Origin of the sequence: Methylomonas sp. ZR1, assembly GCF_013141865.1 — a bacterium.
GTDB lineage: Bacteria > Pseudomonadota > Gammaproteobacteria > Methylococcales > Methylomonadaceae > Methylomonas.
Genome location: NZ_RCST01000001.1, coordinates 4,451,268 through 4,475,681, shown reverse-complemented (window position 1 = coordinate 4,475,681; position 24,414 = coordinate 4,451,268). Strand labels below are relative to the sequence as shown.

At 52.2% G+C, this 24,414-nt stretch carries 17 protein-coding genes; 8 read left to right on the top strand and 9 right to left on the bottom strand.

What is annotated here, in order from left to right:
- The first annotated feature begins 147 nt into the window (after window positions 1–147).
- Complete coding sequence (locus tag DDY07_RS20305; protein WP_171697218.1) at window positions 148–4,275, top strand: PAS domain-containing protein; 4,128 nt, start codon at window positions 148–150, stop codon at window positions 4,273–4,275.
- A 67-nt stretch (window positions 4,276–4,342) separates the two neighbouring features.
- On the opposite strand, the gene DDY07_RS20300 is transcribed toward DDY07_RS20305, so the two are convergent.
- Together DDY07_RS20300 and metH are read right to left on the bottom strand one after the other, a co-directional pair.
- Window positions 4,343–4,606 (bottom strand): glutaredoxin family protein, encoded by a 264-nt coding sequence (locus DDY07_RS20300; protein WP_171697217.1) that lies wholly within the window; start codon window positions 4,604–4,606, stop codon window positions 4,343–4,345.
- Between the two features lie 11 nt (window positions 4,607–4,617).
- Window positions 4,618–8,289, bottom strand: coding sequence for a methionine synthase (gene metH, locus DDY07_RS20295; RefSeq protein ID WP_171697216.1), 3,672 nt, complete (start codon window positions 8,287–8,289; stop codon window positions 4,618–4,620).
- A gap of 75 nt (window positions 8,290–8,364) precedes the next feature.
- Here metH and DDY07_RS20290 point away from each other — a divergent pair, with 75 nt between their 5' ends.
- A complete protein-coding gene (locus DDY07_RS20290; protein ID WP_033156854.1) occupies window positions 8,365–8,556 on the top strand; it encodes a DUF2970 domain-containing protein in 192 nt (63 codons plus the stop codon).
- A 54-nt stretch (window positions 8,557–8,610) separates the two neighbouring features.
- On the opposite strand, the gene DDY07_RS20285 is transcribed toward DDY07_RS20290, so the two are convergent.
- Window positions 8,611–9,030 carry a hypothetical protein gene (locus DDY07_RS20285; protein ID WP_033156855.1) on the bottom strand — a complete coding sequence of 140 codons (420 nt, stop codon included), beginning with the start codon at window positions 9,028–9,030 and terminating at the stop codon, window positions 8,611–8,613.
- A gap of 213 nt (window positions 9,031–9,243) precedes the next feature.
- On the opposite strand from DDY07_RS20285, the gene DDY07_RS24345 reads away from it, so the two are divergent.
- The 3 genes from DDY07_RS24345 (at window position 9,244) to DDY07_RS20275 (ending at window position 11,653) form a co-directional block, all read left to right on the top strand.
- Window positions 9,244–9,372, top strand: a complete 129-nt coding sequence (locus DDY07_RS24345) for a hypothetical protein (RefSeq protein ID WP_255189959.1) — start codon at window positions 9,244–9,246, stop codon at window positions 9,370–9,372.
- Window positions 9,373–9,507: 135 nt separating this feature from the next.
- A complete protein-coding gene (locus tag DDY07_RS20280; protein WP_171697215.1) occupies window positions 9,508–11,415 on the top strand; it encodes a DCC1-like thiol-disulfide oxidoreductase family protein in 1,908 nt (635 codons plus the stop codon).
- A gap of 100 nt (window positions 11,416–11,515) precedes the next feature.
- Window positions 11,516–11,653: a hypothetical protein gene (locus DDY07_RS20275; protein ID WP_165385996.1), complete on the top strand. Its 138-nt coding sequence runs from the start codon at window positions 11,516–11,518 to the stop codon at window positions 11,651–11,653.
- A 386-nt stretch (window positions 11,654–12,039) separates the two neighbouring features.
- Here the strand turns inward: DDY07_RS20275 and DDY07_RS20270 are convergent, their stop codons facing one another.
- The 6 genes from DDY07_RS20270 to glyQ are packed head-to-tail and all read right to left on the bottom strand — an operon-like array spanning window position 12,040 to window position 17,901.
- Window positions 12,040–12,804 (bottom strand): 1-acyl-sn-glycerol-3-phosphate acyltransferase, encoded by a 765-nt coding sequence (locus tag DDY07_RS20270; protein ID WP_171697214.1) that lies wholly within the window; start codon window positions 12,802–12,804, stop codon window positions 12,040–12,042.
- The gene (gmhB, locus tag DDY07_RS20265) at window positions 12,770–13,312 is read right to left on the bottom strand and encodes a D-glycero-beta-D-manno-heptose 1,7-bisphosphate 7-phosphatase (protein WP_171697213.1); all 543 of its coding nucleotides are present in this window, start codon (window positions 13,310–13,312) and stop codon (window positions 12,770–12,772) included. The genes DDY07_RS20270 and gmhB overlap by 35 nt, the downstream gene beginning before the upstream one ends.
- Window positions 13,309–15,378, bottom strand: a complete 2,070-nt coding sequence (gene glyS / locus DDY07_RS20260) for a glycine--tRNA ligase subunit beta (protein WP_171697212.1) — start codon at window positions 15,376–15,378, stop codon at window positions 13,309–13,311. The genes gmhB and glyS overlap by 4 nt, the downstream gene beginning before the upstream one ends.
- A 23-nt stretch (window positions 15,379–15,401) precedes the next feature.
- On the bottom strand, window positions 15,402–15,920 hold the full coding sequence (locus DDY07_RS20255; RefSeq protein ID WP_171697211.1) for a hypothetical protein: 519 nt from the start codon (window positions 15,918–15,920) through the stop codon (window positions 15,402–15,404).
- On the bottom strand, window positions 15,913–16,983 hold the full coding sequence (locus DDY07_RS20250) for an AAA family ATPase (RefSeq protein WP_171697210.1): 1,071 nt from the start codon (window positions 16,981–16,983) through the stop codon (window positions 15,913–15,915). Before DDY07_RS20250 ends, DDY07_RS20255 begins: the two co-directional genes overlap by 8 nt.
- A 12-nt stretch (window positions 16,984–16,995) precedes the next feature.
- Window positions 16,996–17,901, bottom strand: coding sequence for a glycine--tRNA ligase subunit alpha (glyQ, locus tag DDY07_RS20245; RefSeq protein ID WP_171697209.1), 906 nt, complete (start codon window positions 17,899–17,901; stop codon window positions 16,996–16,998).
- A 304-nt stretch (window positions 17,902–18,205) separates the two neighbouring features.
- On the opposite strand from glyQ, the gene DDY07_RS20240 reads away from it, so the two are divergent.
- The 3 genes from DDY07_RS20240 (at window position 18,206) to DDY07_RS20230 (ending at window position 23,700) form a co-directional block, all read left to right on the top strand.
- Window positions 18,206–20,371 (top strand): zeta toxin family protein, encoded by a 2,166-nt coding sequence (locus tag DDY07_RS20240; RefSeq protein WP_171697208.1) that lies wholly within the window; start codon window positions 18,206–18,208, stop codon window positions 20,369–20,371.
- 132 nt (window positions 20,372–20,503) lie between these two features.
- Window positions 20,504–22,042, top strand: coding sequence for a DUF1175 family protein (locus DDY07_RS20235; RefSeq protein WP_171697207.1), 1,539 nt, complete (start codon window positions 20,504–20,506; stop codon window positions 22,040–22,042).
- Complete coding sequence (locus DDY07_RS20230; RefSeq protein ID WP_171697206.1) at window positions 22,012–23,700, top strand: hypothetical protein; 1,689 nt, start codon at window positions 22,012–22,014, stop codon at window positions 23,698–23,700. Before DDY07_RS20235 ends, DDY07_RS20230 begins: the two co-directional genes overlap by 31 nt.
- The last annotated feature ends 714 nt before the right edge of the window (window positions 23,701–24,414 follow it).

Genomic DNA, 24,414 nt, shown 5'->3' with positions numbered 1-24,414 from the left:
CGGGAAAGTTCCGCTAATCCGCACTAGAAAAGTTACTTAACCCTATCCTTAGGTGTTTAGCAGCGCATTTAAGGAATACGAAGGGACCGTTTGCCCGCGCACACTTACGGGCCGCCAATACACCACAACAGTCTTGTGAGTTCAGCTATGCCAGGTCAGCTTGATTTTCCAAACAATGTCTCGAGGCGGCTGATTGCCGGGGCGGTAATCCTTAACCTGTTGGTTATCGCCACCGTGGGGTTTGCGCTGTATCGCAGCTTCGACAAATATCAACAGCGCGCCGAAATCACGACGCAGAATCTGGCCAAGGTTATCGCGCAAAACTTAGATAGCCTTATCGAAAAGGTCGACTTAGGCGTGTTGGTGGCCGTGGAGGAAATCCAGCGGCAACAGGCTTTGGGGAGCGTTGACGCCGAGGCGCTGTCGGTTTTTATGCAGCGCTTACAAGCGCGTTTGCCATGGGTTATCGGACTTAGAGCTACCGACGCGCAAGGTTGGCTAGCCTATGGCGTGGATGTACCAAAAGATAAGCCGCTCAGCATGGCGGATCGGCTCTATTTTTCTAGTTTGCGGGATAATCCGGCGCTTGGGCTATTTATCAACAAACCGGTGATGTCTCATATCAATAAGGTTTGGGTGCTAAATTTTGCGCGCCGCCTTAACCGCGCCGACGGCAGTTTTGCCGGCGTGGTTTTTGCCAATGTTTCACTGGATAACTTGAGTAAAGCGATTTCCAACGTTGATATTGGCAGTCGCGGGGCGATTAACCTAAGAGATGCCGATATGGGCTTGATCGTTCGCTATCCCGCCCATGCCGAGCCCGGCAACATGATTGGCGATAAAACCATTTCGCCGGAATTTCGCCGGATGCTCGCATCCGGACACACCTCGGGTGTGTTCCACACGCCTTTCAGCTTCGACAATACCGCCAGGGTGGTATCTTTTCGCAAACTGGACACCTACCCGTTATGGGTCAGCGTCGGCCTGGCTCGGGACGACTTTCTGGCGGAGTGGTGGAATGAAGTCCTGGAAATGGCCGGACTGGTCCTGCTGTTTGCTTTGATTTCGGCTAGCAGCGCCCGGTTCATCATCGGTGCGTGGCGAAAGCAATTGCAGGTTGCCGCCAAGTTGGCGGCAGAGGAGGAAAAGTTCCATACCGTCGCGGACTACACCTTCGACTGGGAATATTGGGAAGGCGATGATCAGCAGATTTTGTATATGACGCCTTCCAGCTTGCGGGTTACCGGTTATGCGGCCGAGGAGTTTATGGCCGATGCCGGGCTGTTGCCGCGCATCATACATGCCGACGACCGGCACTTAATGACCGATCATCGCCACGATGTCGAGCATTTACGCCTGGCTGAAGTGGATTTCCGGATTGTCCGCCGCGATGGTGAAATACGCTGGATCTCGCATTGTTGCCAGGCCGTGTTCGGGGCGGACAATAACTACCGAGGCCGGCGCATCACTAACCGCGACATTACAGAACGCCATCTATTCGCCACCGAAATCAATCGGCTGGCGCAAGCGGCGGATCAGAATCCGACCGGCATCCAGATTACCGACCTGCAGGGCGTATTGACCTATACCAACCACGCTTATACGCGGATTACCGGGTATACGTTCGGCGAGGCTTACAAAATGACGCCTCGCGCATTATTGTCCAGTGAAATAACTGCCGATACGTACCAAGCCTGCCAGGCACAATTGGCAGCAGGCAAACTATGGAAATCTTCGCTGACCAATCGCCACAAAAACGGCGAGTTGCGCTGGGAACAGATCACCGCCTCACCGATTTACGACGAAGCTTATCAGGTTTGCAATTATCTATATTTACGCACGGACATCACCGAAGCCAAGCAAACGGAAGCGGCCTTATATAAGCTCAATCGCGAATTGCGCGCGATCAGCAATTGCAATCAGGCCTTGCTGCGACATGACAACGAACCAAGCCTGCTCAAAGAAATCTGCCGTATCGTCTGCGATGAAGCCGAATATCGCATGGCTTGGGTCGGCTACTTGGAAAACGGCCCTCCCAAAACAATACGCCCGGTGGCCTGGGCCGGTTTTGAAAACGGCTATCTGGCCGTCACCGATCACAGCGGCGGGGATGCGGCGGGCGCCCACAGTCCCGCTGCCGCCGCCATTTGCAGCGGCGAAAAAGTCTATGTTCAGGATGTCTGCACCGATGCACTGATGGCTTTGGCACGAGACGCAGCGTTAGCGCGCGGCTATCGCTCGGTTATTGCCTTGCCTTTGGCCGATCAGAACGCGGATATTTTCGGTGCGCTGACGATTTATTCCGCAGAACCCAATGCGATCACGGCAGCAGAGATTCGTTTGCTAGAGGAGCTGGCCGGAGATTTGGCCTTTGGCATTTCCGTGCTCCGCGATAAGGCTGAGCGCTTACGCACGGAAGAGCATTTACGCGACTCGGAGGAGCGCTTGCGGTTGACGTTGGAAGCCGCGCAGGTCGGCGTTTGGGACTGGGATGTAAAAAACGACCAATGGTACGCTTCGCCCACCTATTACACGATGCTCGGCTATCCAGTTCGGACCGGCATGGCTGATCGGCGCGCATGGTTCGAAAGCGTTCATCCGGATGATCAAACGGAAGTCAGCGACAAAATGAGCGACGTGTTGTCCAGGGATTTCACGGAATATCAATATCAAGCGCGCATGCGCCACGCCGACGGCTGTTATCGTTGGCAATATGTGCGCGGTTTCGGTATTCAGCGCGATTCGGACGGCAAGGTCATACGCATGTTGGGTATTCGTATGGACATCCATGATCGCAAGCAAAACGAGGAAGAATTACGGCGCTATAAAGAACACCTCGAAGATGAAATCCAGCAACGTACCGCCGACTTGATAATAGCGCGCGATGCGGCGGAAGCGGCCAATAGGGCCAAGAGCGTATTCCTGGCCAATATGAGCCACGAATTGCGTACCCCGCTGAACGCCATTCTCGGTTTCTCGAAATTGATGCGGAAAAACCCCCAACTGTCGGAGGAGCAAAGGCAAAACCTGGATATTATCAATCGCAGCGGCGAGCATCTGTTGATGTTGATTAACGATGTATTGGAAATGGCTAAAATCGAAGTAGGCCGGCTACACTTGGAAAACGCGCCTTTCGATTTGGGCAATATGGTGCGCGATATTACCGATATGATGAGTGTCCGCGCCGCCGAAAAAGGCCTGAGGTTGTTGGTCGATCAGGCATCGCAGTTTCCGCGCTTCATTGTCGGCGACGAAGCCCGCTTGCGGCAAGTGCTGATTAATCTGGTGGGCAATGCTATTAAATTTACGCAGCAAGGCGGTGTTACCTTGCGCCTAGGCACTCGCAAAAATCGCATTTCGCATCTACAGATCGAGGTCGAAGATTCCGGTGTGGGGATCCCGCTGGCCGATCAGCAACGTATATTCGAACCATTCGTACAGCTAGGCGAGCAAAGGGATAGCCAAGGCACCGGCTTGGGATTAACCATTACCCGCCAGTTTGTGGAATTGATGGGCGGTACGCTTACCTTGGAAAGCCACCCGAATCAAGGCGCTTTATTTAGAATAGACCTGCCGCTCGCGGAGGTGAATCAGGCGGATATTACCGACCGCAGTGTCGACAAAGCGGAAGCCGGTGCCGTCATCGGCTTAGTGGAAGGGCAAAGCGACTACCGCATATTAATCGTTGAAGATCAGCTGGAAAATCAGTTATTGCTGGCAAAATTGATGGAATCGGTCGGTTTCTCCTGCAAAGTGGCCGGCAACGGCGCAGAAGGCATAGCGCTATTTCAAACCTGGCGACCGCAATTTATCTGGATGGATAGGCAAATGCCGGTAATGGATGGTTTGGAAGCCACGAAAAGAATTCGGGAGTTGCCTGGCGGGCAGGAGGTCGTCATTGTTGCCGTCACAGCCTCGGCATTCCTGGAGCAGCGTAGCGAGCTTCTGGAAGCCGGTATGAACGATTTTGTACGCAAGCCTTATCGCTTCAACGAAATCTACGAATGTCTGGCCAAGCACTTGGGGGTGCGTTATGTTTACGAGGGTGTTCCAGAACAAACCCCGCCAATCGCGCCATTAACGCCGAACATGTTAGCCGGCTTGCCGGCATCGGCACGGGATGAATTGAAAAATGCACTGGAGAGTCTGGAGCCGGAACGTATAGCAAATGCCATAGTTCTGGCAACGGCGCAGGATCCTCAATTGCGCAAAACCCTGGCCTATCTGGCTGATAACTTTGACTATCCTGCCATTCTGAGGGCTTTGCCTAGCTGATTTTATAGTTCGCCGTTTTGAGTTGCACTGTTCCGGCACGTGCGATTCGGCGACCGCCAAACCGATACTAGGTCCGGCGTGCTGACTGGCATTCGCTTGGATCGATGGCGATGCTGAATGCTTTTAATTGCAGGCTGTCGAACGGCCAATTAAGTTGCTTTTGGCTTGGGGCATGCCACAACACCGGGATCAATAAGCCGTAGTCGGCCTGCCATTGTTCATTAGCCATAATGTCCCGGCTCGTAAAATCCAACCCGGCGGCGACCAATAGCTCCTCAGCTTCTTCGCACAAATGACAGCCTTCGGTGCCGAACAGGATAAAATCAGCCACGGTTGAATCGATCAATGATTCAAATGCGCAGCCAACCAACGTTCGGCCACTTCAAGCTTTAGGCCTTTACGCCGCGCGTAGTCTTCTAACTGGTCCTGATCGATCTTGCCGACATTGAAATACTGCGAGTCCGGATGCGAGAAATACCAGCCGCTAACCGCCGCAGTCGGATACATCGCGAAGTTTTCGGTTAGTTCGATCGTGGTGTTTTCAGTGACATTCAGCAATTCGAACAACTTGGCTTTTTCGGTGTGGTCCGGGCAGGCTGGATAGCCTGGCGCTGGACGGATGCCTTGATAGGCCTCTTCGATCAATGCGTGATTGTCGTAATTTTCCTCTTCGGCATAGCCCCAGTATTCGCGGCGTACGGCTTGATGCATGTATTCCGCAAACGCTTCGGCCAGCCGGTCGGCCAGAGCTTTCAGCATGATGGCGCTGTAGTCGTCGTGATCTTTTTCGAACTCTGCTAACTTGGTTTCGATACCGATACCGGACGTGACCGCAAAGCCGCCCAGATAATCGGCAATGCCGCTACCGACCGGGGCAATGAAGTCGGACAAACAGTAGTTGGGCCGGCCCGGCGCCTTGACGTTTTGCTGGCGCAAATGATGCAGCGTTTCGCGTGGCTGGCTGCGACTGTCGTCGGTATACAACACGATGTCATCGCCATCGCTGTTGGCAGGAAAGAAACCGATGACGGCCTTGGCTGTCAGCCATTGTTCGCGAATCAAGTGTTTCAACATCTCTTGCGCATCTTCGAACAATTTAGTCGCTTCGACACCAACCACATGGTCGCTAAGAATGGCCGGATAGCTGCCGGACAATTCCCACGTTTGGAAGAACGGCGTCCAGTCGATATACCAAACCAGCGTATCCAGCGGGAAATTATCGATGACTTTGATACCGAGAAATTTAGGCTTAACCGGCTGATGGCTGGCGTAATCGAATTTGTTAAGCCGGGCTTTTTCCAGATTATGCTGCGGATTCTTGGCGTGCCGCCCCTTGTGACGTTCACGTACCACTTCATACTCGGCGCGGGTTTTCTCCACGAAATCGGCTTTTAACTCGTCGCTGAGCAGGGCGCTGACCACGCCGACACTGCGCGATGCATCCGTGACATAGACGGTCGGCGATTGATAGTGCGGCTCGATTTTCACGGCAGTATGGGCGCGCGAAGTAGTCGCACCGCCTATCATCAACGGGATCGTAAAGCCTTGCCGCTGCATTTCCTTGGCGACATGCACCATTTCATCCAGCGACGGCGTGATCAAGCCGCTCAGGCCAATCACATCGACGTTTTGTTCGCGGGCGGTTTTCAAAATAGTTTCGGCCGGCACCATCACGCCCAGATCAATGACTTCGTAGTTGTTGCATTGCAGTACCACGCCGACGATATTTTTGCCGATGTCGTGCACGTCGCCCTTCACAGTGGCCATCAGCACTTTGCCGTTGGTTTGCCGCTCGCTGCCGTCTATTTCGGCATCCATGAACGGCATCAGATAGGCCACGGCTTTTTTCATGACCCGCGCCGATTTCACGACTTGCGGCAGGAACATCTTGCCTTCGCCGAACAAGTCGCCAACAACGTTCATACCGTCCATCAACGGCCCTTCGATGACGTGCAGCGTTTTTTCCGCTTCCAGCCGCGCGGCTTCGGTGTCTTCTTCGATGTAATCGGCGATGCCTTTCACCAGCGCATGTTCCAGGCGCTTGCTGACCGGCCATTCACGCCATTCCAAGGTTTCCTGTTTCGCTGTCTGACCGCTACCACGATATTTCTCGGCGATTTCCAGCAGCTTTTCGGTGCCTTCCGGGGTGCGATTCAAAATCACGTCTTCGACGGAATTGCGCAGTTCTTCCGGAATATCGGCGTAAATCGCCAACTGCCCGGCGTTGACGATACCCATGTCCATGCCGGCATGTACGGCGTGGTACAGAAATACGGCGTGGATCGCTTCGCGCACCGGATTGTTGCCGCGGAACGAGAACGATACATTCGATACGCCGCCGGAAATCAAGGCATGCGGCAAGGTCTGCTTGATGATACGGGTGGCTTCGATGAAATCGACACCGTAGTTGTTGTGTTCCTCGATGCCAGTGGCGACCGCGAAAATGTTGGGGTCGAAGATGATGTCTTCTGGCGGGAAGCCGATTTGTTCGGTCAATATTTTGTAGGCGCGGGTGCAGATTTCCACCTTGCGCGCCATCGTGTCGGCCTGGCCTTGTTCGTCGAAGGCCATCACGATCACGGCAGCGCCATAACGGCGCACCAGCTTGGCGTGTTCGATGAACAGTTCTTCGCCTTCCTTGATCGAAATCGAGTTGACGACGCCCTTGCCTTGGATGCATTTCAGGCCGGCTTCCAGAATCTCCCATTTTGAGGAGTCCAGCATGATCGGTACTTTGGCAATATCCGGCTCGGCGGCCAGCAGATTCAAAAAGCGCACCATCGCCGCTTTCGAATCCAGCATGCCTTCGTCCATGTTGATGTCGATAATCTGCGCGCCGTTTTCGACCTGTTGCTTGGCCACTTCCAGGGCTTCTTCGTAACGTTCTTCGACGATCATTTTCTTGAAGATCGCCGAACCGGTAACGTTGGTACGTTCGCCGACGTTCACGAACAAAGTTTCCGGACCGATGCTCATCGCTTCCAGGCCGGCCAGGTGACAGCGTTTTTCCAACTCGGGTATCTTACGCGGCGGATATTTTTCCAGCGCGGCAACGATGGCGCGGATGGTGTCCGGTGAAGTGCCGCAGCAACCGCCGATGATATTCAAATAGCCGCTGGCGGCCCAGTCAGCCAATTCGGCGGCCATCATTTCCGGGGTTTCGTCGTATTCGCCGAATTCGTTGGGCAGGCCAGCGTTCGGGTGGGCGGAAACGTAGGTGTCGGCGATGTTGGATAATTCTTCAATGTATTGGCGCAGTTCCTGCGCACCGAGCGCGCAGTTGAAGCCGATCGAGACGGGTTGCACGTGTTTCAACGAATACCAGAACGCGGCGGCGGTTTGACCTGAAAGCGTGCGGCCGGAGGCGTCGGTAATGGTGCCGGAAATCATTACCGGCAGTTTGTAACCTAGTTTGTCGAAAGTCTGTTCGACCGCGAAAATCGCCGCTTTGGCGTTCAGCGTATCGAACACCGTTTCGATCAGGATGATGTCGGCGCCGCCGTCGATCAAGCCTTGAGTGGCTTCGCTGTAGGCGCTTACCAAATCGTCGAACGTGATGTTACGGAAGCCGGGATCGTTGACATCCGGCGACATTGATGACGTGCGATTGGTGGGGCCCAAGACGCCGGCGACGAAACGCGGCTTGTCCGGCGTTAACGCGCTGACTTCGTTGGCCGCCTGTTTAGCGACGCGAGCCGAAGCGACGTTGATCTCGTAAGCCAGGTCTTCCATCCGATAATCGGCCATCGCGATACGGGTGGAATTGAAGGTATTGGTTTCCAGAATATCCGAGCCGGCATCCAGATAGGCGCGATGAATCGCCTTGATTACCTCGGGCTGGGTAATCGATAATAAATCGTTGTTGCCCTTAAGATCGACAGGCCAGTCGGCAAAGCGTACGCCGCGATAATCCTTCTCCTCCAGTTTGTAGCTCTGAATCATGGTGCCCATCGCACCGTCCAGAAACAAAATCCGTTGAGATAATAACTGGTGTAATCTTTGTGTGCTGTTCATACTGCCTGAGGGTCGTAAGGGTGAATATCGGTGGGCTAGTCCGCTTTATTATCAAACCAAATTTTGAGGGAAATCATGTCTAAACCCAGTCTATTGCATGTCATAAAAAGCGTGTTTGCCGCCGTGATCGGCGTGCAAAGCAATAAGAATAGAGAGCTTGATTTTCAGCACGGCTCTTTGCCTGCCTATATTGTCGTCGGGCTGATTGCGACTGTGCTGTTTATTTTAACGATAGTCAGCATCGTATCCGCAGTTACCGGCGGCTGAGGAATTTCGACGGTAACGAAGCCCAAGCGGCCTTGGGCTTCGGAGCCAGCCAAGTTAGTTGCTGGAGGTTTTGAAGCTGTTTTTGATGCTGACAAACAACTCTTTGATGCCGCTGAACAGGTTGGCTGGTGTCAGCGCTTGTTTCAAAATAAACTGACAGCGAATCAGAGCGACAGCCAACACACCGGCAAACGGCGGTAGTAATTCGAAGAAAACCGGCATGAACCAGCCGCCGGCGCCTTCCTGGGTTTTTCTATCGCCGACGCTGGTCAGGTCGCGATCATATTCGCCGCCGACATCTTTACCGTCTAAGCCGTCGATGATCATAATGTTGATGTTGTAGAACAACACCTGAATGACCAAGAACACTATGGCACAGCCGGCAACCCACATCAGCACATTACCCGTTTTGGCTTTTATCAGGGTTTGATATACCCAGATTGCCGTCAAAATCATTATTACGCCACCAATCATCTCTATTCCCCTTGTTGAAACTGTTTTTATAATTCTCAAAATTCAGGTTGAGAAAGCATACTACCATAATCCACCTGGATGGCAATTGCGGTCGGATGTTTCCGCGATAGCCATGAATCGCTTGACTTTGAAGGTAGCTAAAGTAACATATGAAGCTCGACCGCCAAAGACATGGCAAATTTTATAACAACTAACTAAAGGTAGGAGGCACCCATGGGAGCGATCTTAGATTTAACAGAAATGCTGAAAGAACCGTCGGGCATGATTGGAGCGGTAGTTATCATCGCTGCAGGATACTTCTTTGTAAAATGGGTTTTTGCTGAGCCTAAAGACGAAGAGTAAGCTACACCCCCTCGCTTACAAAGCTTTTCTGGAAAAAGCGGCTACGGATAGATCCCGTAGCCGCTTTTTTTTTGCCTGACGCATACCATTTTCAAATCCCTTATAATCTGTGGACTTTTAGCCTGCCGACCCGCCATGTACAAACTGTTAGTTCAGAAAGTCAATGCTCTTTATTCTAAAAAAGTACCCGCTACCGGCGTAGGCCTTTTCAGGCTTTTGTTTGGGGTGGTGACACTGCAGGAAGTTTTTTTTCTGCTGTATTTCAACCACTTGATATTCGACCCCATCCCATTCATGGATGTCGAATTTCCGATGATTCCGTTCTTCCTTTGGCTATGGGCCGCGGTGGCGTTTTGTCTAGCCATCGGTTACCGCTGCCAGGTGGCCAGTGTTGCTAACTACGTTTTTTGGCTGCTATTCGTTAATTTCACGCCTATGCAGCGCGATTTCGACGGCGGCTTCGATTTGTTCATGATTGGCGCCAATTTCTTTCTGATCTTCATGCCTATGGACCAAGCCTTTTCTATTGATGGCCTTAGGAAAAAATTGCTGCGCCCCTTCACGCATTATTCTCAATACCAGGCTCCGGAAGTGTCTGCACTGACTTATTATCTACCGGTCGCGATTTGTCTGGGCTTTTTGTATTTCGATTCGGCGATACACAAGATGTTTGCCGAGCATTGGCGCAACGGCTTGGGTGCTTGGTTGCCGTCTTCGATTCCGTATTACATGTCCGCGCTGGATTTGTCCTGGCTGCTGAATATCGAGATTTTGCAAAAAATCATCGGCTACACCATCATCGCATTCCAGTTTACTTTCCTGTTGTTTTTTCATCGCCGCCAGTTCAGATGGCTGTACTTTCTGATCGGGATTTCCTTGCATTTGGGCATTACCCTGTCCTTCAATATTTACCCGTTCGGAATGGGAATGCTGATTTTCTATGCATTGGTGATGCCATTTGCCTGGTATAGAAAAATCGGGGCACTTCTACGGATCAAACAACCACTATTGACGGTGTTTTACGACCAACAATGCCCATTGTGCAATCGTACGGTTTTGACACTGAATCATTTCGACGTTTTGCGCGGTGTTGATTTCAAGCCCGCACAAGTGTTTGCAATCGATTATCCAGCTCTAGCCGAATTGGGCGAAAAGCAATTGCTGACCGATTTGTACGCGGTGGATGGTGATGGGCGGGTTTATGCCGGCGTTGATACTTACGCGCAAATTTTAATCTCGATGCGCTACACCGCGATGATAGGTTGGGCCATGAAACTGCCGCTGCTTTATCAATGGATATGCGGGCGCTATCGGGCGATTGCCGATTCGCGCACGCGATTGGCGTGCGATGTGAGCTGTCTGCCGGCATCAGCTGAAAACCTGCCGCCGAGTTTGTATGAGCGAATTTTCGAAGCGGAGCATGCCTTAGTGGCTAGAAGTCGCGTACACAAAATCAGCAAAGTGTTGCTGGTGTTGATCTTGTTTCAGTTCAACTGCAGTTTTCACTATGGTTTGCTGTACCGCCTGCATGTCGATACCCGCCAGTCGCCGATAACCAGCATGCTGGCGGATATGAGCAACGCGGTTTTGATGATGTCTCACACGTTTTTGGGCATCACCCCCCACGCGCTGTATCTTCACGACCATTTCGAAGGCTATGACCGTTTACTGGCTATTACCTATTTGGATGCCAACGGCGAAGAGCAATGGTTACCGTTTGTTAATCGCCAAGGCCGCCTGTTGGCGCCGAATTGGGGGCGGGTGCATTCCATGTGGGCCAACATTGCGGTAACCCCAAATATCGACGAGCTCCGCTTGAAAAAATTCATCATGAAAGTCACGGCGTTCTGGGGAAAAAAGAGTGGTTTAGAGCTCGATAGCACGCAATTTATCGTCAAAATGAAGAGAATTCGAGCACCGTTTGTGTGGGAAAAAGACCTCAGGAACAGCAACTTGACCGGAGAATGGCAAGCAATAGGCTCCGCACAATGGACTGGAAAGGACATAAAGATCAACTTGCCGAAAGACATCGATATTTTGTAAACATCTAGGGTATTGCATACTCGGTTTTGTCATGCTATAAATTTTGCGTGCTTGAATTTGAGTACACACAAAAATAAAAACCTTTAAATCGGAGGATGTTATGAAAAAAGTATTTTCTGTCTTGGCTATGGTAATGATGATTGTAAGCTTGAGCGGTTGCATGGACGACCCAGACCAAGGCAACCCAAAACCAAAAGGCTATGGCTCACCTAACCAACAAGGTTCAGGGGTTAAATAATCCTAGCCCTGGCAGGATATTCCTTCCTGAGTAAGGCCCACCCTGTGGGCCTTATATCCCGATTTCTTTTCCTCCAAACAGATTTAGTTTGCGCCAAACTGGTTCGGCATGTTTAAATCTCGCTGTGCTTAATTTTTTGTTTAGATTCAGCACACGCAAAAATATAAAAAACTTTTATTTGGAGGATGTTATGAAAAAAGTATTATCTCTTTTAGCTATGACCCTGATGATTGCTGGCCTGAGCGGTTGCATGGACGATCCAGATGCATCAAAGCAAAAAGTTTCTAGCTCTACTTCTGTAGCGCTTTAATCTTTAAGCTTGAAGAAAAAGGCCCGCGAATGCGGGCCTTTTTTTTGCAGCTTAAATTTTAGCTCCCTAATTCGAATTACCCTGCTATTCGTTCTGCATCGATTTGCAACATCGCTTTATTAATCCAGGCTTCGGCCTCTGCGTTAATATCCTTCGATTTTTTATCAATGCTACTGATAACCGGCCCAATTTTGACCTTAATCACGCCCGGATATTTCAAAAAACTGTTACGCGGCCAATATTCTCCTGCATTGTGCGCCAGCGGAATCACCGGAAAACCGGATTTTTGCGCCAGCATTGCACCGCCCGCATTAAATTTTTTATGCGCTCCCGGCGCCACTCGGGTTCCCTCCGGAAACACCACCACGAACAAGCCTTCCTGCAAACGCTGGATGCCCTGATCGATCAACATCTTTAGTGCTTCTTTCTGATTTTGCCGGTCTATCGCGATGGGTTTTAATGTCGCCAGCGCCCAACCGCCAAACGGGATTTGCAGCAACGATTTTTTCAAAACCGCGGTTTGCGGCGAGATAAACTGTCTTAAAGCCACGGTTTCCCAGGCCGACTGATGTTTGCTGAGAATAATCGCCGCTTGATCGCGCGGAATGTTCTCCAGCCCGTCCACCTCATAACTTAAACCGCAACACAGCTTCAACATGAACAGCAGGCAATCGATCCAAATATCGGCAATTTTATAGCGCATCGGAAACGGCAGGAAATAACCGCCCAAGATGGCTACACCAACAATCAGCGTCGAAAACACGATGTAGATGAATAACAATGTCGAGCCCAAATAGACTCTGAAATCAGCTTGTCGAAACGATGTGCGTGGCTGCGTCATAAAGATTATCGAAAATAGGAACGTTAAGTTGTGGATTATTAATAGCGGTTTTTTTGCCTTTGCCGGTTTTGACCAGAATCGGTTTGGCACCGGCCGATTCGGCGGCCCGAATATCGCGCAAGGAATCGCCAATCGCATAAGTCCGGCTCAAATTGGCTTGCGTATCGGCGGCAAAACGCCGAAACAGACCGTCCAGAGGTTTGCGGCAGTCACAAGTGTCGTTTGGGCCGTGAGGGCAAAAATAAATGGCTTCTATGTGTCCGTCGGCCAGGGACGCCAATTGCAGCATTTTGGCATGTATCGCCGCCAGCGTTGCCAAATCGAATAAGCCCCTGGCAATCCCGGACTGATTGGTGATCACCACGACTTTGTAGCCATGCCGATTTAACAGCGCAATGGCTTCCAGGCTGCCGGCCAGCGGCAGCCATTCTTCCGGTGATTTGATAAAGTCGTCGGAATCGACATTGATGGTGCCGTCGCGATCGAGAATAACGTAACGCTCGGTCACGATTGCAGTTTGGAAATATCGGCGATTTTCAGGAATTGATTGGACAATTTGGCCAGCAATGCCAAACGACTGTTGCGTAAAACTTCGTCGTCGGTATTGACCATCACGTTATCGAAAAACGCATCGACGCTATCGCGTAACTGCGCCAGCCGGCTCAAGGCCAGCGGGTAATTCTGTTCGGCCAACAACGGCAAAATATCGGTTTCCGATTGCTCAGCGACAGCCAACAAGTTTTTCTCGGCGATCTCAACCAAAGTGCCAATGATCTCCTTAGGCGCTTGATCCGATTTTTTCAGGATGTTGATAATGCGTTTGTTTGCAGCCGCCAGACTTTCTGCTTCCGGCAAGGCTCTAAAACCTTGCACAGCGCGAATACGCAGCATGAAATCCAACGGACTAGTCGGATTAACCGCCAATACCGCTTCGAACTCGTGGCTGGTATAGCCTTGATCCAGACAATAGCCTTTTAGACGGTCAAACAGAAAACCTATCACTTTTTGCCGGATTTCGGCTTTATTAAAGTCGTGACTGAACTGATCCAGCGCAGCATCCAGCAGTTCGACGACATCCAATGCAATACCGTTTTCGATCAGCACCCGCAAAATGCCCAGCGTGGCTCGACGCAAGGCGTATGGGTCTTTGTCGCCGGTTGGAATCAAGCCTGCGCTGAAAATACCGGCCAGGGTGTCGATTTTTTCCGCCAGCGCCAACGCCTGCCCGATTTGACCACTCGGGGTCGCACCGCCAGACTGCTTGGGATAATAATGTTCTTCCAAGGCTAAAGCCACGTCGGCATGTTCGCCGTCCGCAGCGGCGTAATAGCGGCCCATCGTGCCTTGCAGATTGGCGAATTCGCCGACCATATTGGTCATCAAATCGGTTTTGGCCAACAGTGCGGCTCGCCTGGCAAGCTCCACGTCGGCGCCCAATTTTTCGGCAACCAAAGCCGCAAGCTTGGCTACGCGCTCGGTTTTATCGAACAAGGTACCCAAGTCTTTTTGGAAAACGATGCTTTTCAGGCTCTCGACCCGATCGGCCAGCGATTGTTTTCTATCTTGTTTCCAGAAAAACTCCGCGTCGACCAAGCGTGGCAACACCACGCGCTCATTGCCTTGCCGGATGGAATCGGGGTTGGAGCTTTCGATATTAGCGAAAGTAATGAAATGCGGCAACAATCGGCCTGCAGCATTTTTAACCGGAAAATATTTCTGGTTGGCCTGCATGGTGGTGATCAGCACTTCTTGCGGCAATTCCAGAAAACGCGCGTCAAAATTACCCACGACCGGCACCGGCCACTCGTTTAATGCCGCCACTTCTTCCAGCAAATCGTCTTCGATATGGGCAATGCCGCCAACATTGCTGGCCGCCTGATTGGCAGCATCGCGGATGATGGTCATGCGTTCTTCGAAGTCGGCCAGCACCTTGCCGTGTTGTTTGAGAATATCCAGATATTCGTGCGGACTGCCGATGCTCAAATCCAGTGGTGAATGAAAGCGGTGACCACGGGTGACGCGACCGGTCGTGCGGCCGAGAATATCGGTAATCAGAATTTCAGAACCCAACAGCAAAACCGCCCAATGTACCGGCCGGGCAAATTCGGCATCGAAACTTCCCCAGCGCATCCGTTTGGCAATCGGTAAATTGGCCAGACTTTTGCGGATAATGTCGGGGATCAACTCGGCAGTGGCTTGGCCTTTTACCGCTTGTTTGAAAATCAACCAAGAACCTTTGTCGGTTTCCAATTTTTCAAGTTGATCAAAGCCGACACCGCAACTGGCCGCAAAACCCAGTGCGGCCTTGCTCGGTGAACCGTCGGGACCATAAGCCGCCTGAATGGCCGGTCCGCGCTTTTCCAAGACTTTATCAGCCTGAAAGGTTTGCAGATCGTCTATCAATACCGCCAAGCGGCGCGGCGTGGCATAAGCGCGGGTTTGGTCGTAGCTCAAGCCGGCTTCTTGCAAGCCGGCCGAAATGTTGTCCAGCAAGGCCTGGCTGAGTTTTTTCAAAGACTTCGGCGGCAATTCCTCGCAGCCCAGTTCGAACAGTAAATTTTGTGTCATAGTCACAGCGTTTGCCTATATTGCAAGGTTTATAAATGTTGTAAATGTTCGATACAGGCATCGTAAGGATGCCGTTTTAAATAACTTAGCCAATTCGACAAACGGCTAAAGCTTTCGCGACTTTTTAGGTCGCGGAATAATCTTTTAAAGCGTGGATCGTGTTTGCTGGTAGTCGTTTTGGTTTGTTTTTGCAAGGCGCTACGCTCGCCGGGTAATTGGTAGTTACTCAAGTCGATATTGGCTGTGTTCGCTTCATCTAATAGCCATTGCTCAATCGGCGGATGCAAAATCAGATAATGGTGTTTATCTGGATGCTTGTACAGTTTTAAACCGGACTTATCTGAAATTAAGTTCAATTCATTTAAATAAGGTGTTTGTTTTTTGTCATCATCTAACACGCCTACCGCAAAACTGTCGGCAAAACGTTCGCGCATGACTTTGGTTACTGTGCTGCAACCATATTGATGATTGGATTTGAAAATGTCTTGCACCAAAGCTTCGGTCAACATAGTGTCGATAAAACACTCAGGCAAAATATGATTATCCATGTTGCGTGAATCGCTCGTAGTTAAAAAATACGTCAATACCATAATCGTAGACTTCGTTTAATTCGGTATCGGTTAAACGGTTTATAACGGTTTGGCCATCACGATAATCGACAATAAATATGGCTAATTCCTCGCGACTTTGCTCCAAAAACGCATTCAGCACATAAGGACTATGAGTGGCGATAAAGAACTGGTTGGTTTGCGCGGCAATCACTTCCTGAGTGATATGGGTAATATAAGGCGGAAAACAATGCGCTTCAGGTTCTTCGAATAACAGAATCGAATCGGTGTTCGAGGCGATCGCGGCTTTGAAAAAGACAATACGCTGTAATGTGTCGGCCATTGAATTGAATGGTAGAGATACAAGCGAATTGTCATCCAGTTCTTTAACGATTCTTAATGTGTGACTGGTTTTATCGAAAAGAAGTTTTAAACGATACTCTTGGAATAGCTTGGACAGTTCTTGTTTGAGCGGATCTTTTTGTGCCATGTCAAACAAGTTAATGCCATGGGGCGGTATTAACCCAGCAATTTTGATTAAAGGATCTTGTTCCTTTGTTGAAAAAGAATGCGGAAATTTAAAACATCTTACTTTAGGCGAAGGATAATCACGTTTTTTATATGGATGAAAAATGCTTAGCTTATTATCTATATTGAGTGTGTGTCCTTCAGAGGTCGGCATTTCAACAGAAGGAAGGTTTCCATAAAGCTCATAAGTGACTTTTTGGTTTTCTAAATTAATTTCAATTTCAGTAAGATTGGTTTCTTGGTTATATTTAGCAATACAGTAGCTGCCATCATCAACATCTATTTGTATGTCTGTATGAATGCTTGCATCAAAAAACATTTCCTCAATATTTTCCAACTTAACGAATTGAGTGAGCTTCTTACCTTTGTTGTACTTGACATAAGGCAGTGAAAATAACCCAATCGCCTCCAATATATTCGATTTACCGACATTAGGTTTTCCAATCAGTACATTAATTCGCTTACAATCCGGCAATGTCACGTCTTTCAGTGACTTGAAATTACGAATTCTTACTGAATTGAAAAATACGCTCACGCTAAGTTCCGCTTAATTGCCGCACATCGGAAAGCCCAAGCTTTCGCGCCGCGCGTAATAGGCTTCGGCGACCGATTTGGCCATGTTGCGTACCCGTAAGATGTAGCGTTGCCGCTCGGTGACCGAAATGGCGTGGCGGGCATCGAGTAGATTAAAGGAGTGGGAGGCTTTCAAGACCATTTCGTAAGCCGGCAGCGGCAGGTTTTTCTCCAGCAGCATCAGGCATTCGCGCTCGTAGGTGTCGAAGCACTGGAACAGGAAATCGACATTAGCGTGATCGAAGTTGAATTCGGACATTTCTACTTCGTTTTGATGGAACACGTCGCCATAGGTCACAACGCCTTGCGGACCGCGGGTCCAGACCAAATCGTAAACGCTTTCCACGCCTTGTAGATACATCGCAATCCGCTCCAGGCCGTAAGTAATTTCACCGCTTACCGGCCGACATTCCAGGCCGCCGACTTGTTGGAAATAGGTAAACTGGGTGACTTCCATGCCGTTCAACCACACTTCCCAGCCCAATCCCCAGGCACCCAGCGTTGGCGACTCCCAGTTGTCTTCCACAAAACGGATGTCGTGTTCCAGCAAATCCAGGCCCAGATGCCGCAATGATCCCAGGTACAACTCCTGAATATTGTCCGGCGACGGCTTCATGATTACCTGAAATTGGTAATAATGCTGCAAGCGGTTGGGATTTTCCCCGAAACGGCCGTCGGTCGGGCGCCGCGAAGGTTGTACGTAAGCGCTGTTCCAAGGCTCTGGACCAATGGCGCGCAAGAACGTGGCGGGGTGGAAAGTGCCGGCACCGACTTCCTGATCCAAAGGCTGCAACAACACACAACCTTGATTCGACCAGTATTCCTGCAAGGTCAGAATCAAGCCCTGAAAAGTAGAGACATCGTTTTTGCTAATCGACACGTCGGGAGCCACTTGATAGATAAAAAATGAGTTTATTGTACCTGAAAAGTACTCGCTAGACAGGCGCCAAGGGGGCTTTAAAGAATCCCGCTCAAGCCTGCTAACATCGCTCCAGGCAAGCGGAATCTGTGCGCTCTGGCTCCCCACTAGCGTCCTCACAAGCCGGAATGCCATACCGACTTACTCAACCGCCAATAATAGTAGTTTTCCGTTGCAAGACATTCAGCCAATATTCCTTCTCCGCCAATAACCGGTTAAGATCAGCCCCAGAAAATAATAACTATAAAAAATAAGAGGGTGGATTATGCAAAACCCCAGCCGGAATCTTCCGGGTTACAGGCCGCTAAAACGCCTACGCACCGCGCTGGCTATTGCCCAAGGCGCCGGACTGTTGTCGACCTTGTTGCAAGAGCTGGAAATCACCGTCTCGCACGACCAGACCAAGCGCGTCACTTATATGACCGGCTTGTACTCGCGCATTCATCGCGAAATGTTCAGCGATTGGAAGGAGCAGCCCACGGTCATGCACCGGCCCGGCACGATGCCGGATGCCGATAAGCGCAAACAGTTTCGCGTCGCCATCGAGCGCTTGGTGCTGGATGGCGACAGCAATAGCGATACGGCGATTTTCGATAACAACGGCTTTGTGATCCACAGCGAGGACATCGCCGAGCGACTGGCCAACTTTTATCATTCCTTGCGGATCATTCGGCCGTATGGCTACGGCAATCGGATGACGCTGGATTTTTTCATTACCGCGCTGGGTAACCTGCCGGCCTTCAAGGCCGTCTACGAACAAGGCATCGATTTTCGCCGCCTAGCTGCCGAAGACGCTTTGGTGCTGCACGATCATAATAGTCAACACCGGGCGCTGAGCCGCGCCTTTACGCACGCCCTCGATCCCAGGCGGATTAAAAGCCTGCACAACCAAGCCAACCGCTACGGCAAATGGCCGGAGAACAAACGCTTTTTGCTGGGGATACCGTTTCTGTCGCATACCACCGGCGACGGTGTGGAATGCTTGATCACCGTGACCGGCGGCCTGGTGCCCTTGAACAGCATTACCGCTGAACAACTCATTGCCGGCCAGCATTTTGCCGATAATCCGTTAAGCGTGTCCGAACACATCATCGGCTATCTGCCGGGTACTGAAGATTTGCGCGCCCCCGGCAAATTCGAGATCGATGCGATCCCGATTCGTGAAGACGGCGTTGCGCCGCTGTTTTGCCTGGACGTGAATATGCTCACCGGCTTGCGCTCCCCCAGCCAGGCCGAATTGATGGATTTGTTGAAGCAGTGCGCCGGCGAGCAAGCCAATCTGTTTTTATTGGCGGACAACGAAGCCCTAAAACAAAAAATGCTGGTCGCCGCCCGTCACGAAGTGCGCTTGCGCCGTACCGTGGAAATTGCCTACGAGCGTTTAGCCAAGATTAGCCGCATTTTAATCGCCGCCCGAGACGCGATTTTTGCGGGCAAAACTCCGGTGGACCAACCGCATTTTCTGATGAGCATGGGCGGCGCCGGTGCCGGCAAAACCGCAGTCGAAGAAATTGCCACGGCGCAGTGTGGCGACAATTTCGTGATCGCTTCCCTGGACGAATTCAGAAAGCTCAGCGATCTGTACCGTTTGCTGACCGCCGCCAATCATCATAGCGACGACTACGTGTACGTCGAACCGTTCGCCAACCGCCTGCGCGACCTGGTAGCGCAACAGGCCCGCGAGCTGCGGATCAATATCCTCTACGACGGCACAGGTATTCCCTATTCGCCGCGCTATTCAACTGCAATTAAACAATTTCAAGCTGCCGGCTTTCGCACTCAGATTGCCGCGGTCGATGCCTTTTTAGTTAAGCCAGTCGGGCGCGAGCTGGAGTTGTCGCGCTCCGGCGTGATCGGCAGCGTCAAATCGCGCTTTGAAGCGACGGGGCGGGCTTTACCCTGGGTAGTCACCATCGACAAACACATCCGTTCGCCGCAAGAATTTCTAAATGCCCTTGAAGACACAGCGCTGGCGAAAATTTCGCTGTTTGCCAACGACGGTGAGCGGGATAAGCATTATTTGGTGGCGGAAAGTGTTTTGCTTAGCGATGCCGAGCTGGAGCAATTGCAACAGCAACAGTTGGCCGGCCACTTGGTCGGGCATCTACTTGAGTTTATCCGCCGGCATCCGGATTCGGTGTTGAAAAGCCTGGCCGGCGATTGCGAAACCCGATTGACCGCGCTGATCGCCCGGAACCCGGACTTGAGTGAAGACAACGTCGGCTATTTAATCTACAAAGGCAGCGAAAGCAATCGGGTATTACTGGTTTACCATCTGCGGCGCTTGATCGATTTTATCGAGAAACGCCAGCTCAACCCCAATGCGTCCGGCGAGGACGGCCTGCTTCACAAACCGGTGGCGCTGGCGTTTCATGTTGACCCGAATGCGAAAGACGCTTGGATTACCCGTTTGCAGGGCAGCGTCGAGTGACTAAATAGATTCGCAAAATGTTGGGCCACGACCAATCTGATGCTGAAACGCGGTCCAGCAGATTTGCCGTTAGCCGATTTGCTTGCTACATTTCCAGCACTGATTAAATCCCCTAGCCCAATGGAGGCCTGGATGCGGAAACCTCAATTGTTCGATGCCCGCCGGCTGGGAAGCCATGTTGTCTTGTGGCTATCTTTATCGGCTCAAAGCCTTGCCGCGCCCAGCGATGACCCGGATATTCTGGCCCGCCGCGGCCAGCAGCATCCCGTGGCAACCGGACCAGCCACTGCGCCAACCTTAACACTGAACAAGCCGGCCGGCGGCTGGACCAGCGGCTTGCAAATCACCGTGGCCGGCAGCTGTTCCGATCCGACTGCCGATCCGATTGTGGTAAATATCAATGGCGTGCGTTACTACGTCCGCAACGCTAACGGCAGCTTCTCCCGCGCCTTCCCGGCTGCCAAGGGCAAGAATACCGTGATCGCCGAATGCGCCAACAGCGCCGGTGTCGCCAAGGCTTCTACCACCGTCGATGCGGTGATTGCTTCGATAGGTTTGAAAGTGGTGCTCACCAGCGATAGCGACGGCGTGTATACCGATTTGCACATTTACGAGCCGGACAACAGCCATGTGTATTGGGCCGACACCAATTCCAACAGCGGCGGCATCTTCTTTTTAAATCAAAACGGCGACAACTTCGACCAGCCTGGCTACGGGCCTTATTTGTATGTGCATCCGGCCCCGCCGCTCGGCGTGTTCCGCATCGACACTAATTATTGGCCGGGCGGTGCGGTGCAACATACTCTAGCCAATCTGGATATTATCCTCGACGAAGGTTTGCCCACAGAAAGTCGGCGCCGCGTGCAAAAACCGCTGGCGCGACCGGGCGAAACCAAAACCCTGGCGTATTTGGTGGTCCAAGGCAACCGCCAGCCGGCAAAAATCTATGTGCCCGGACAGGATGCCGAGCGCGACATGCCAGCAGAAGTAAGGGAATACATCAAGCACGAGCCCAAGCGCGAAGGCGAGGCGGAGGATAGTGCGGAAGAATTGGGCTATCTGCCGCCGCAAGACGCCAGCGCGCTGCGCCAGGTCGTCACCGACGTCGCCTTGCTGCAAGCCCGCAAACTCAGTCCACTCTGGGAACCCAAACAACGCGACTGCGCCGGCCTGGTACGTTTTGCGTACCGCACCGCTCTGGAGCCGCGCGACGCGGCCCGCACCGCCAAACTCGGTGTGCCGGCCAAACTAATGCTGCCGCCTTTATCCGAACAGGCCCGCAAAGCCATTCCGGACTATCCGCAAATCTGGCAAACCGGCCTGAGCAACGGCCAACCGCGCTACGGCCATTTTGCCGATGCCGAAACCCTGATCGGCTACAACTTTCGTTTGAAATCCCGTGACCTGGCGGCGGCGCAAAGCGGCGATTTGCTGGTCTACCAAAAACCCTTAGTCAACGACGAGCCCTACCACTTGATGCTGTTCGCCGCCGGTCATCCAGAAAATCTGGCTGTGTACCACAACGGCGCTCAGGGCGACGAAGCCCAAGTGCGCGTGGTTAGCGTCGCCGAGTTATTGCAATCGCCCGATCCGGTGTGGGTCCCCCGCGCTGAAAACCCCTATTTCCTTGGAGTGTACGAATGGAACCGCTTAGCCCCGCAAAACGCCTGACCGTGATTGCCTCGGCGGCGGTGCTGACCGCTACCGCCGGCATCGTCGCTTATCAGGATTATTCCCGGCAGCCGATAAGCCGCTTGATGCGCGCCGGTCTGCCGCTGTTGGATTTGACCGTAAAATTGCGCGATTCCGCCAACAACAATTTGGACGCCAGCACTTCGCTGGTGGGCAGCAACGACGAGGTGCCGGCCGGTGACGACCATTGCCCGGCCTTGACCGGTGGCGATGTTGGCTCTGGTACTACGATGGACGTGACTGTGCAGCGCCCGGCCGATTGTCCGAAGCAAGCGACCTGGTATGTAAAGAAACATCCGGTGGCTTTTACCCTTAACTTCAATCAGGGCGAAGCGTTTTTAAACTGGTGGGACGCGCAGCCGCAGTTGCAAAATTTGGTGGGTAACCGTTTCGTGCAAGGCCTGTTTTTCGGCTTGCTGCAAAGCCTGAAAGTCAAAGCCGAGCAACTCAACCTGGAAGGGCTGCAAGGCGAGTTTCTGGCGCAACTGCTGCGCGATGCCGTCGCTGCCAACGCCGAGCTGCATTACGACATGGCCCATGCCAGCCAGGGTTGGGTGATCAGTTATTCGCGTAGCGATAGCCAGTTTGCCGATCAAGCCATCCGGGCCTTGGCCGGCATTTTGGCAACTAGTGGTTACCGTCTCAACAAACTGCCGGAGCCTATCCTGGAAACCCGCATCGGTTTGCAAAAGCTGTTTTTCACCCAATTCCGCGAGCGGATCTATCTGGCGCAAAGTCTGGAAGCCCTACTGAATGTGATCGACAGCATTCCCCCGCAAAGCCGCCGCAGCGCTGCGCCCTTGAGTTTAACGCTGCGATCCGAAGCCTTTATCGATAATTTGTTGCCGGTGCTGACCGGCGCGCCGACCTATCCGCTGCAATGGGATTTTGCGTTGAAAGACGGCGAACTGGGTACGCTGAATCTGCCGACCGCAGTCTGGCAAAGCCAATTGCACGGACAATTATTCGAAGGTGTGTTAGCCAGCATCCCGCATGATGCCTTTGCCGGCGTGGCTGCCAGCCTGGCCTTATCGCCTGATTTAACCACAGCCGACTGGCAAACACTGGCTTCAAACGGCCCGTCTACCAATCCCCCCGGTGCCGAGCCGGCTGGCGTGGGTTTAGTTTGGGATTTCACCGCCGACAGCCCGAGCGGCGCGGTCGGCATCATCGTCGCCAACCCCCAGCAGCCGCAAGCCAGCGCCGCTTATGCGCAATATTTAAAAGACCCGGACTTGGGCGCGGAATGCGCGGGCGGCAGTTTATTCCTGGCTGCCAGTTCGGAGAGCTTGCTGACGAGGATGAAGGATGCTTGCAACAAACAGTCCTTAAGTCCGCTGGATTGGCAACGCGGCATCGAAAAACAACGCTGGCAAGCCGCGCAACTGACGGCTTTCGTCAGCCCCGGCGCGGCAGTGCGCGAACTGTTTCTAGCAGGCGGCGCGGGGAATGCGCCGGAAGCCAATGAGTTTGCCCCGCGCTGGCAGCAAGACTATGAAGCCGCCAAGGCGGCGATGCGGCAGGAGGGGGATAAGTTGTTTTATGGTTTGCCGATATTGAGTTATGCGGGGCGGGTTGAGGGGGGGTCTGGGGCTGTTTTGGAAGGTAAGTTGGTAGCTCAGGAAGGTGGGAAATGAGTGGGTTTTTGATCTTGTTGTGTAGTTGGGTTTGGCGTGTTTTTGAGTTGTTTGGGAGAGGTGTCGCTAACGCGACGGGTGTTTTAATGTCGGTTTTCGGACCGACAGCCGAGGTACTTTTCTTTGTTTGGCCAAAGAAAAGTACCCAAAAGAAAAGCCACCCGAATGCCGCTTATCCCCTGCGCTCCTCACTTTTGGCGGGGGTTCCCGAAAGGGGCTTCCTGCCCCTTCGGCAACTCGATGCATCCCTGCATCGCCCCTTCGGGCTATTCCCACCAAAAGCTCCGGTGCTCGGCGCGGCATACGGGGTGAACCCCACCCGTTTTTACAGCTATTGTAATTTTGTTACGTTACGCTCCGCTAACCCAAGCTACGCTTTTGACTTATCGAAAGGTCGCACCAATTCCATTCAATCTTCTTTCATGGAGAGGTTTTTGTCCCATATGCCGCGCCGAGCACCGGAGGCTTGGAACGGATCAGCCCGGCAGGGGCGATGCAGGGATGCATCGCGTTTTACGCAGGGGCTGGGAAGCCCCTTCGGAAAACCCCGTTCCAAGCCTTCGGCGCGCAGGAAAAAAGCGGCGTCCGGGTGGCCTTTTCTTTGGATACTTTCTTTTGGCGATGCAAAAGAAAGTATCTCGGCTGTCGGTCCGAGAACCGACGTTAAAACACCCGTCGCGGTAGCGACACCAAATCTATTTGCTGTGATTGTTA

Coding starts and splice junctions, on each gene's coding strand:
- DDY07_RS20305 (WP_171697218.1), top strand. CDS start 148: ATGCCAGGTCAGCTTGATTTTCCAAACAATGTCTCGAGGCGGCTGATT.
- metH (WP_171697216.1), bottom strand. CDS start 8,289: ATGAACAGCACACAAAGATTACACCAGTTATTATCTCAACGGATTTTG.
- DDY07_RS20290 (WP_033156854.1), top strand. CDS start 8,365: ATGTCTAAACCCAGTCTATTGCATGTCATAAAAAGCGTGTTTGCCGCC.
- DDY07_RS20285 (WP_033156855.1), bottom strand. CDS start 9,030: ATGATTGGTGGCGTAATAATGATTTTGACGGCAATCTGGGTATATCAA.
- DDY07_RS24345 (WP_255189959.1), top strand. CDS start 9,244: ATGGGAGCGATCTTAGATTTAACAGAAATGCTGAAAGAACCGTCGGGC.
- DDY07_RS20280 (WP_171697215.1), top strand. CDS start 9,508: ATGTACAAACTGTTAGTTCAGAAAGTCAATGCTCTTTATTCTAAAAAA.
- DDY07_RS20275 (WP_165385996.1), top strand. CDS start 11,516: ATGAAAAAAGTATTTTCTGTCTTGGCTATGGTAATGATGATTGTAAGC.
- DDY07_RS20270 (WP_171697214.1), bottom strand. CDS start 12,804: ATGACGCAGCCACGCACATCGTTTCGACAAGCTGATTTCAGAGTCTAT.
- DDY07_RS20255 (WP_171697211.1), bottom strand. CDS start 15,920: ATGGATAATCATATTTTGCCTGAGTGTTTTATCGACACTATGTTGACC.
- DDY07_RS20240 (WP_171697208.1), top strand. CDS start 18,206: ATGCAAAACCCCAGCCGGAATCTTCCGGGTTACAGGCCGCTAAAACGC.
- DDY07_RS20235 (WP_171697207.1), top strand. CDS start 20,504: ATGCGGAAACCTCAATTGTTCGATGCCCGCCGGCTGGGAAGCCATGTT.
- DDY07_RS20230 (WP_171697206.1), top strand. CDS start 22,012: ATGGAACCGCTTAGCCCCGCAAAACGCCTGACCGTGATTGCCTCGGCG.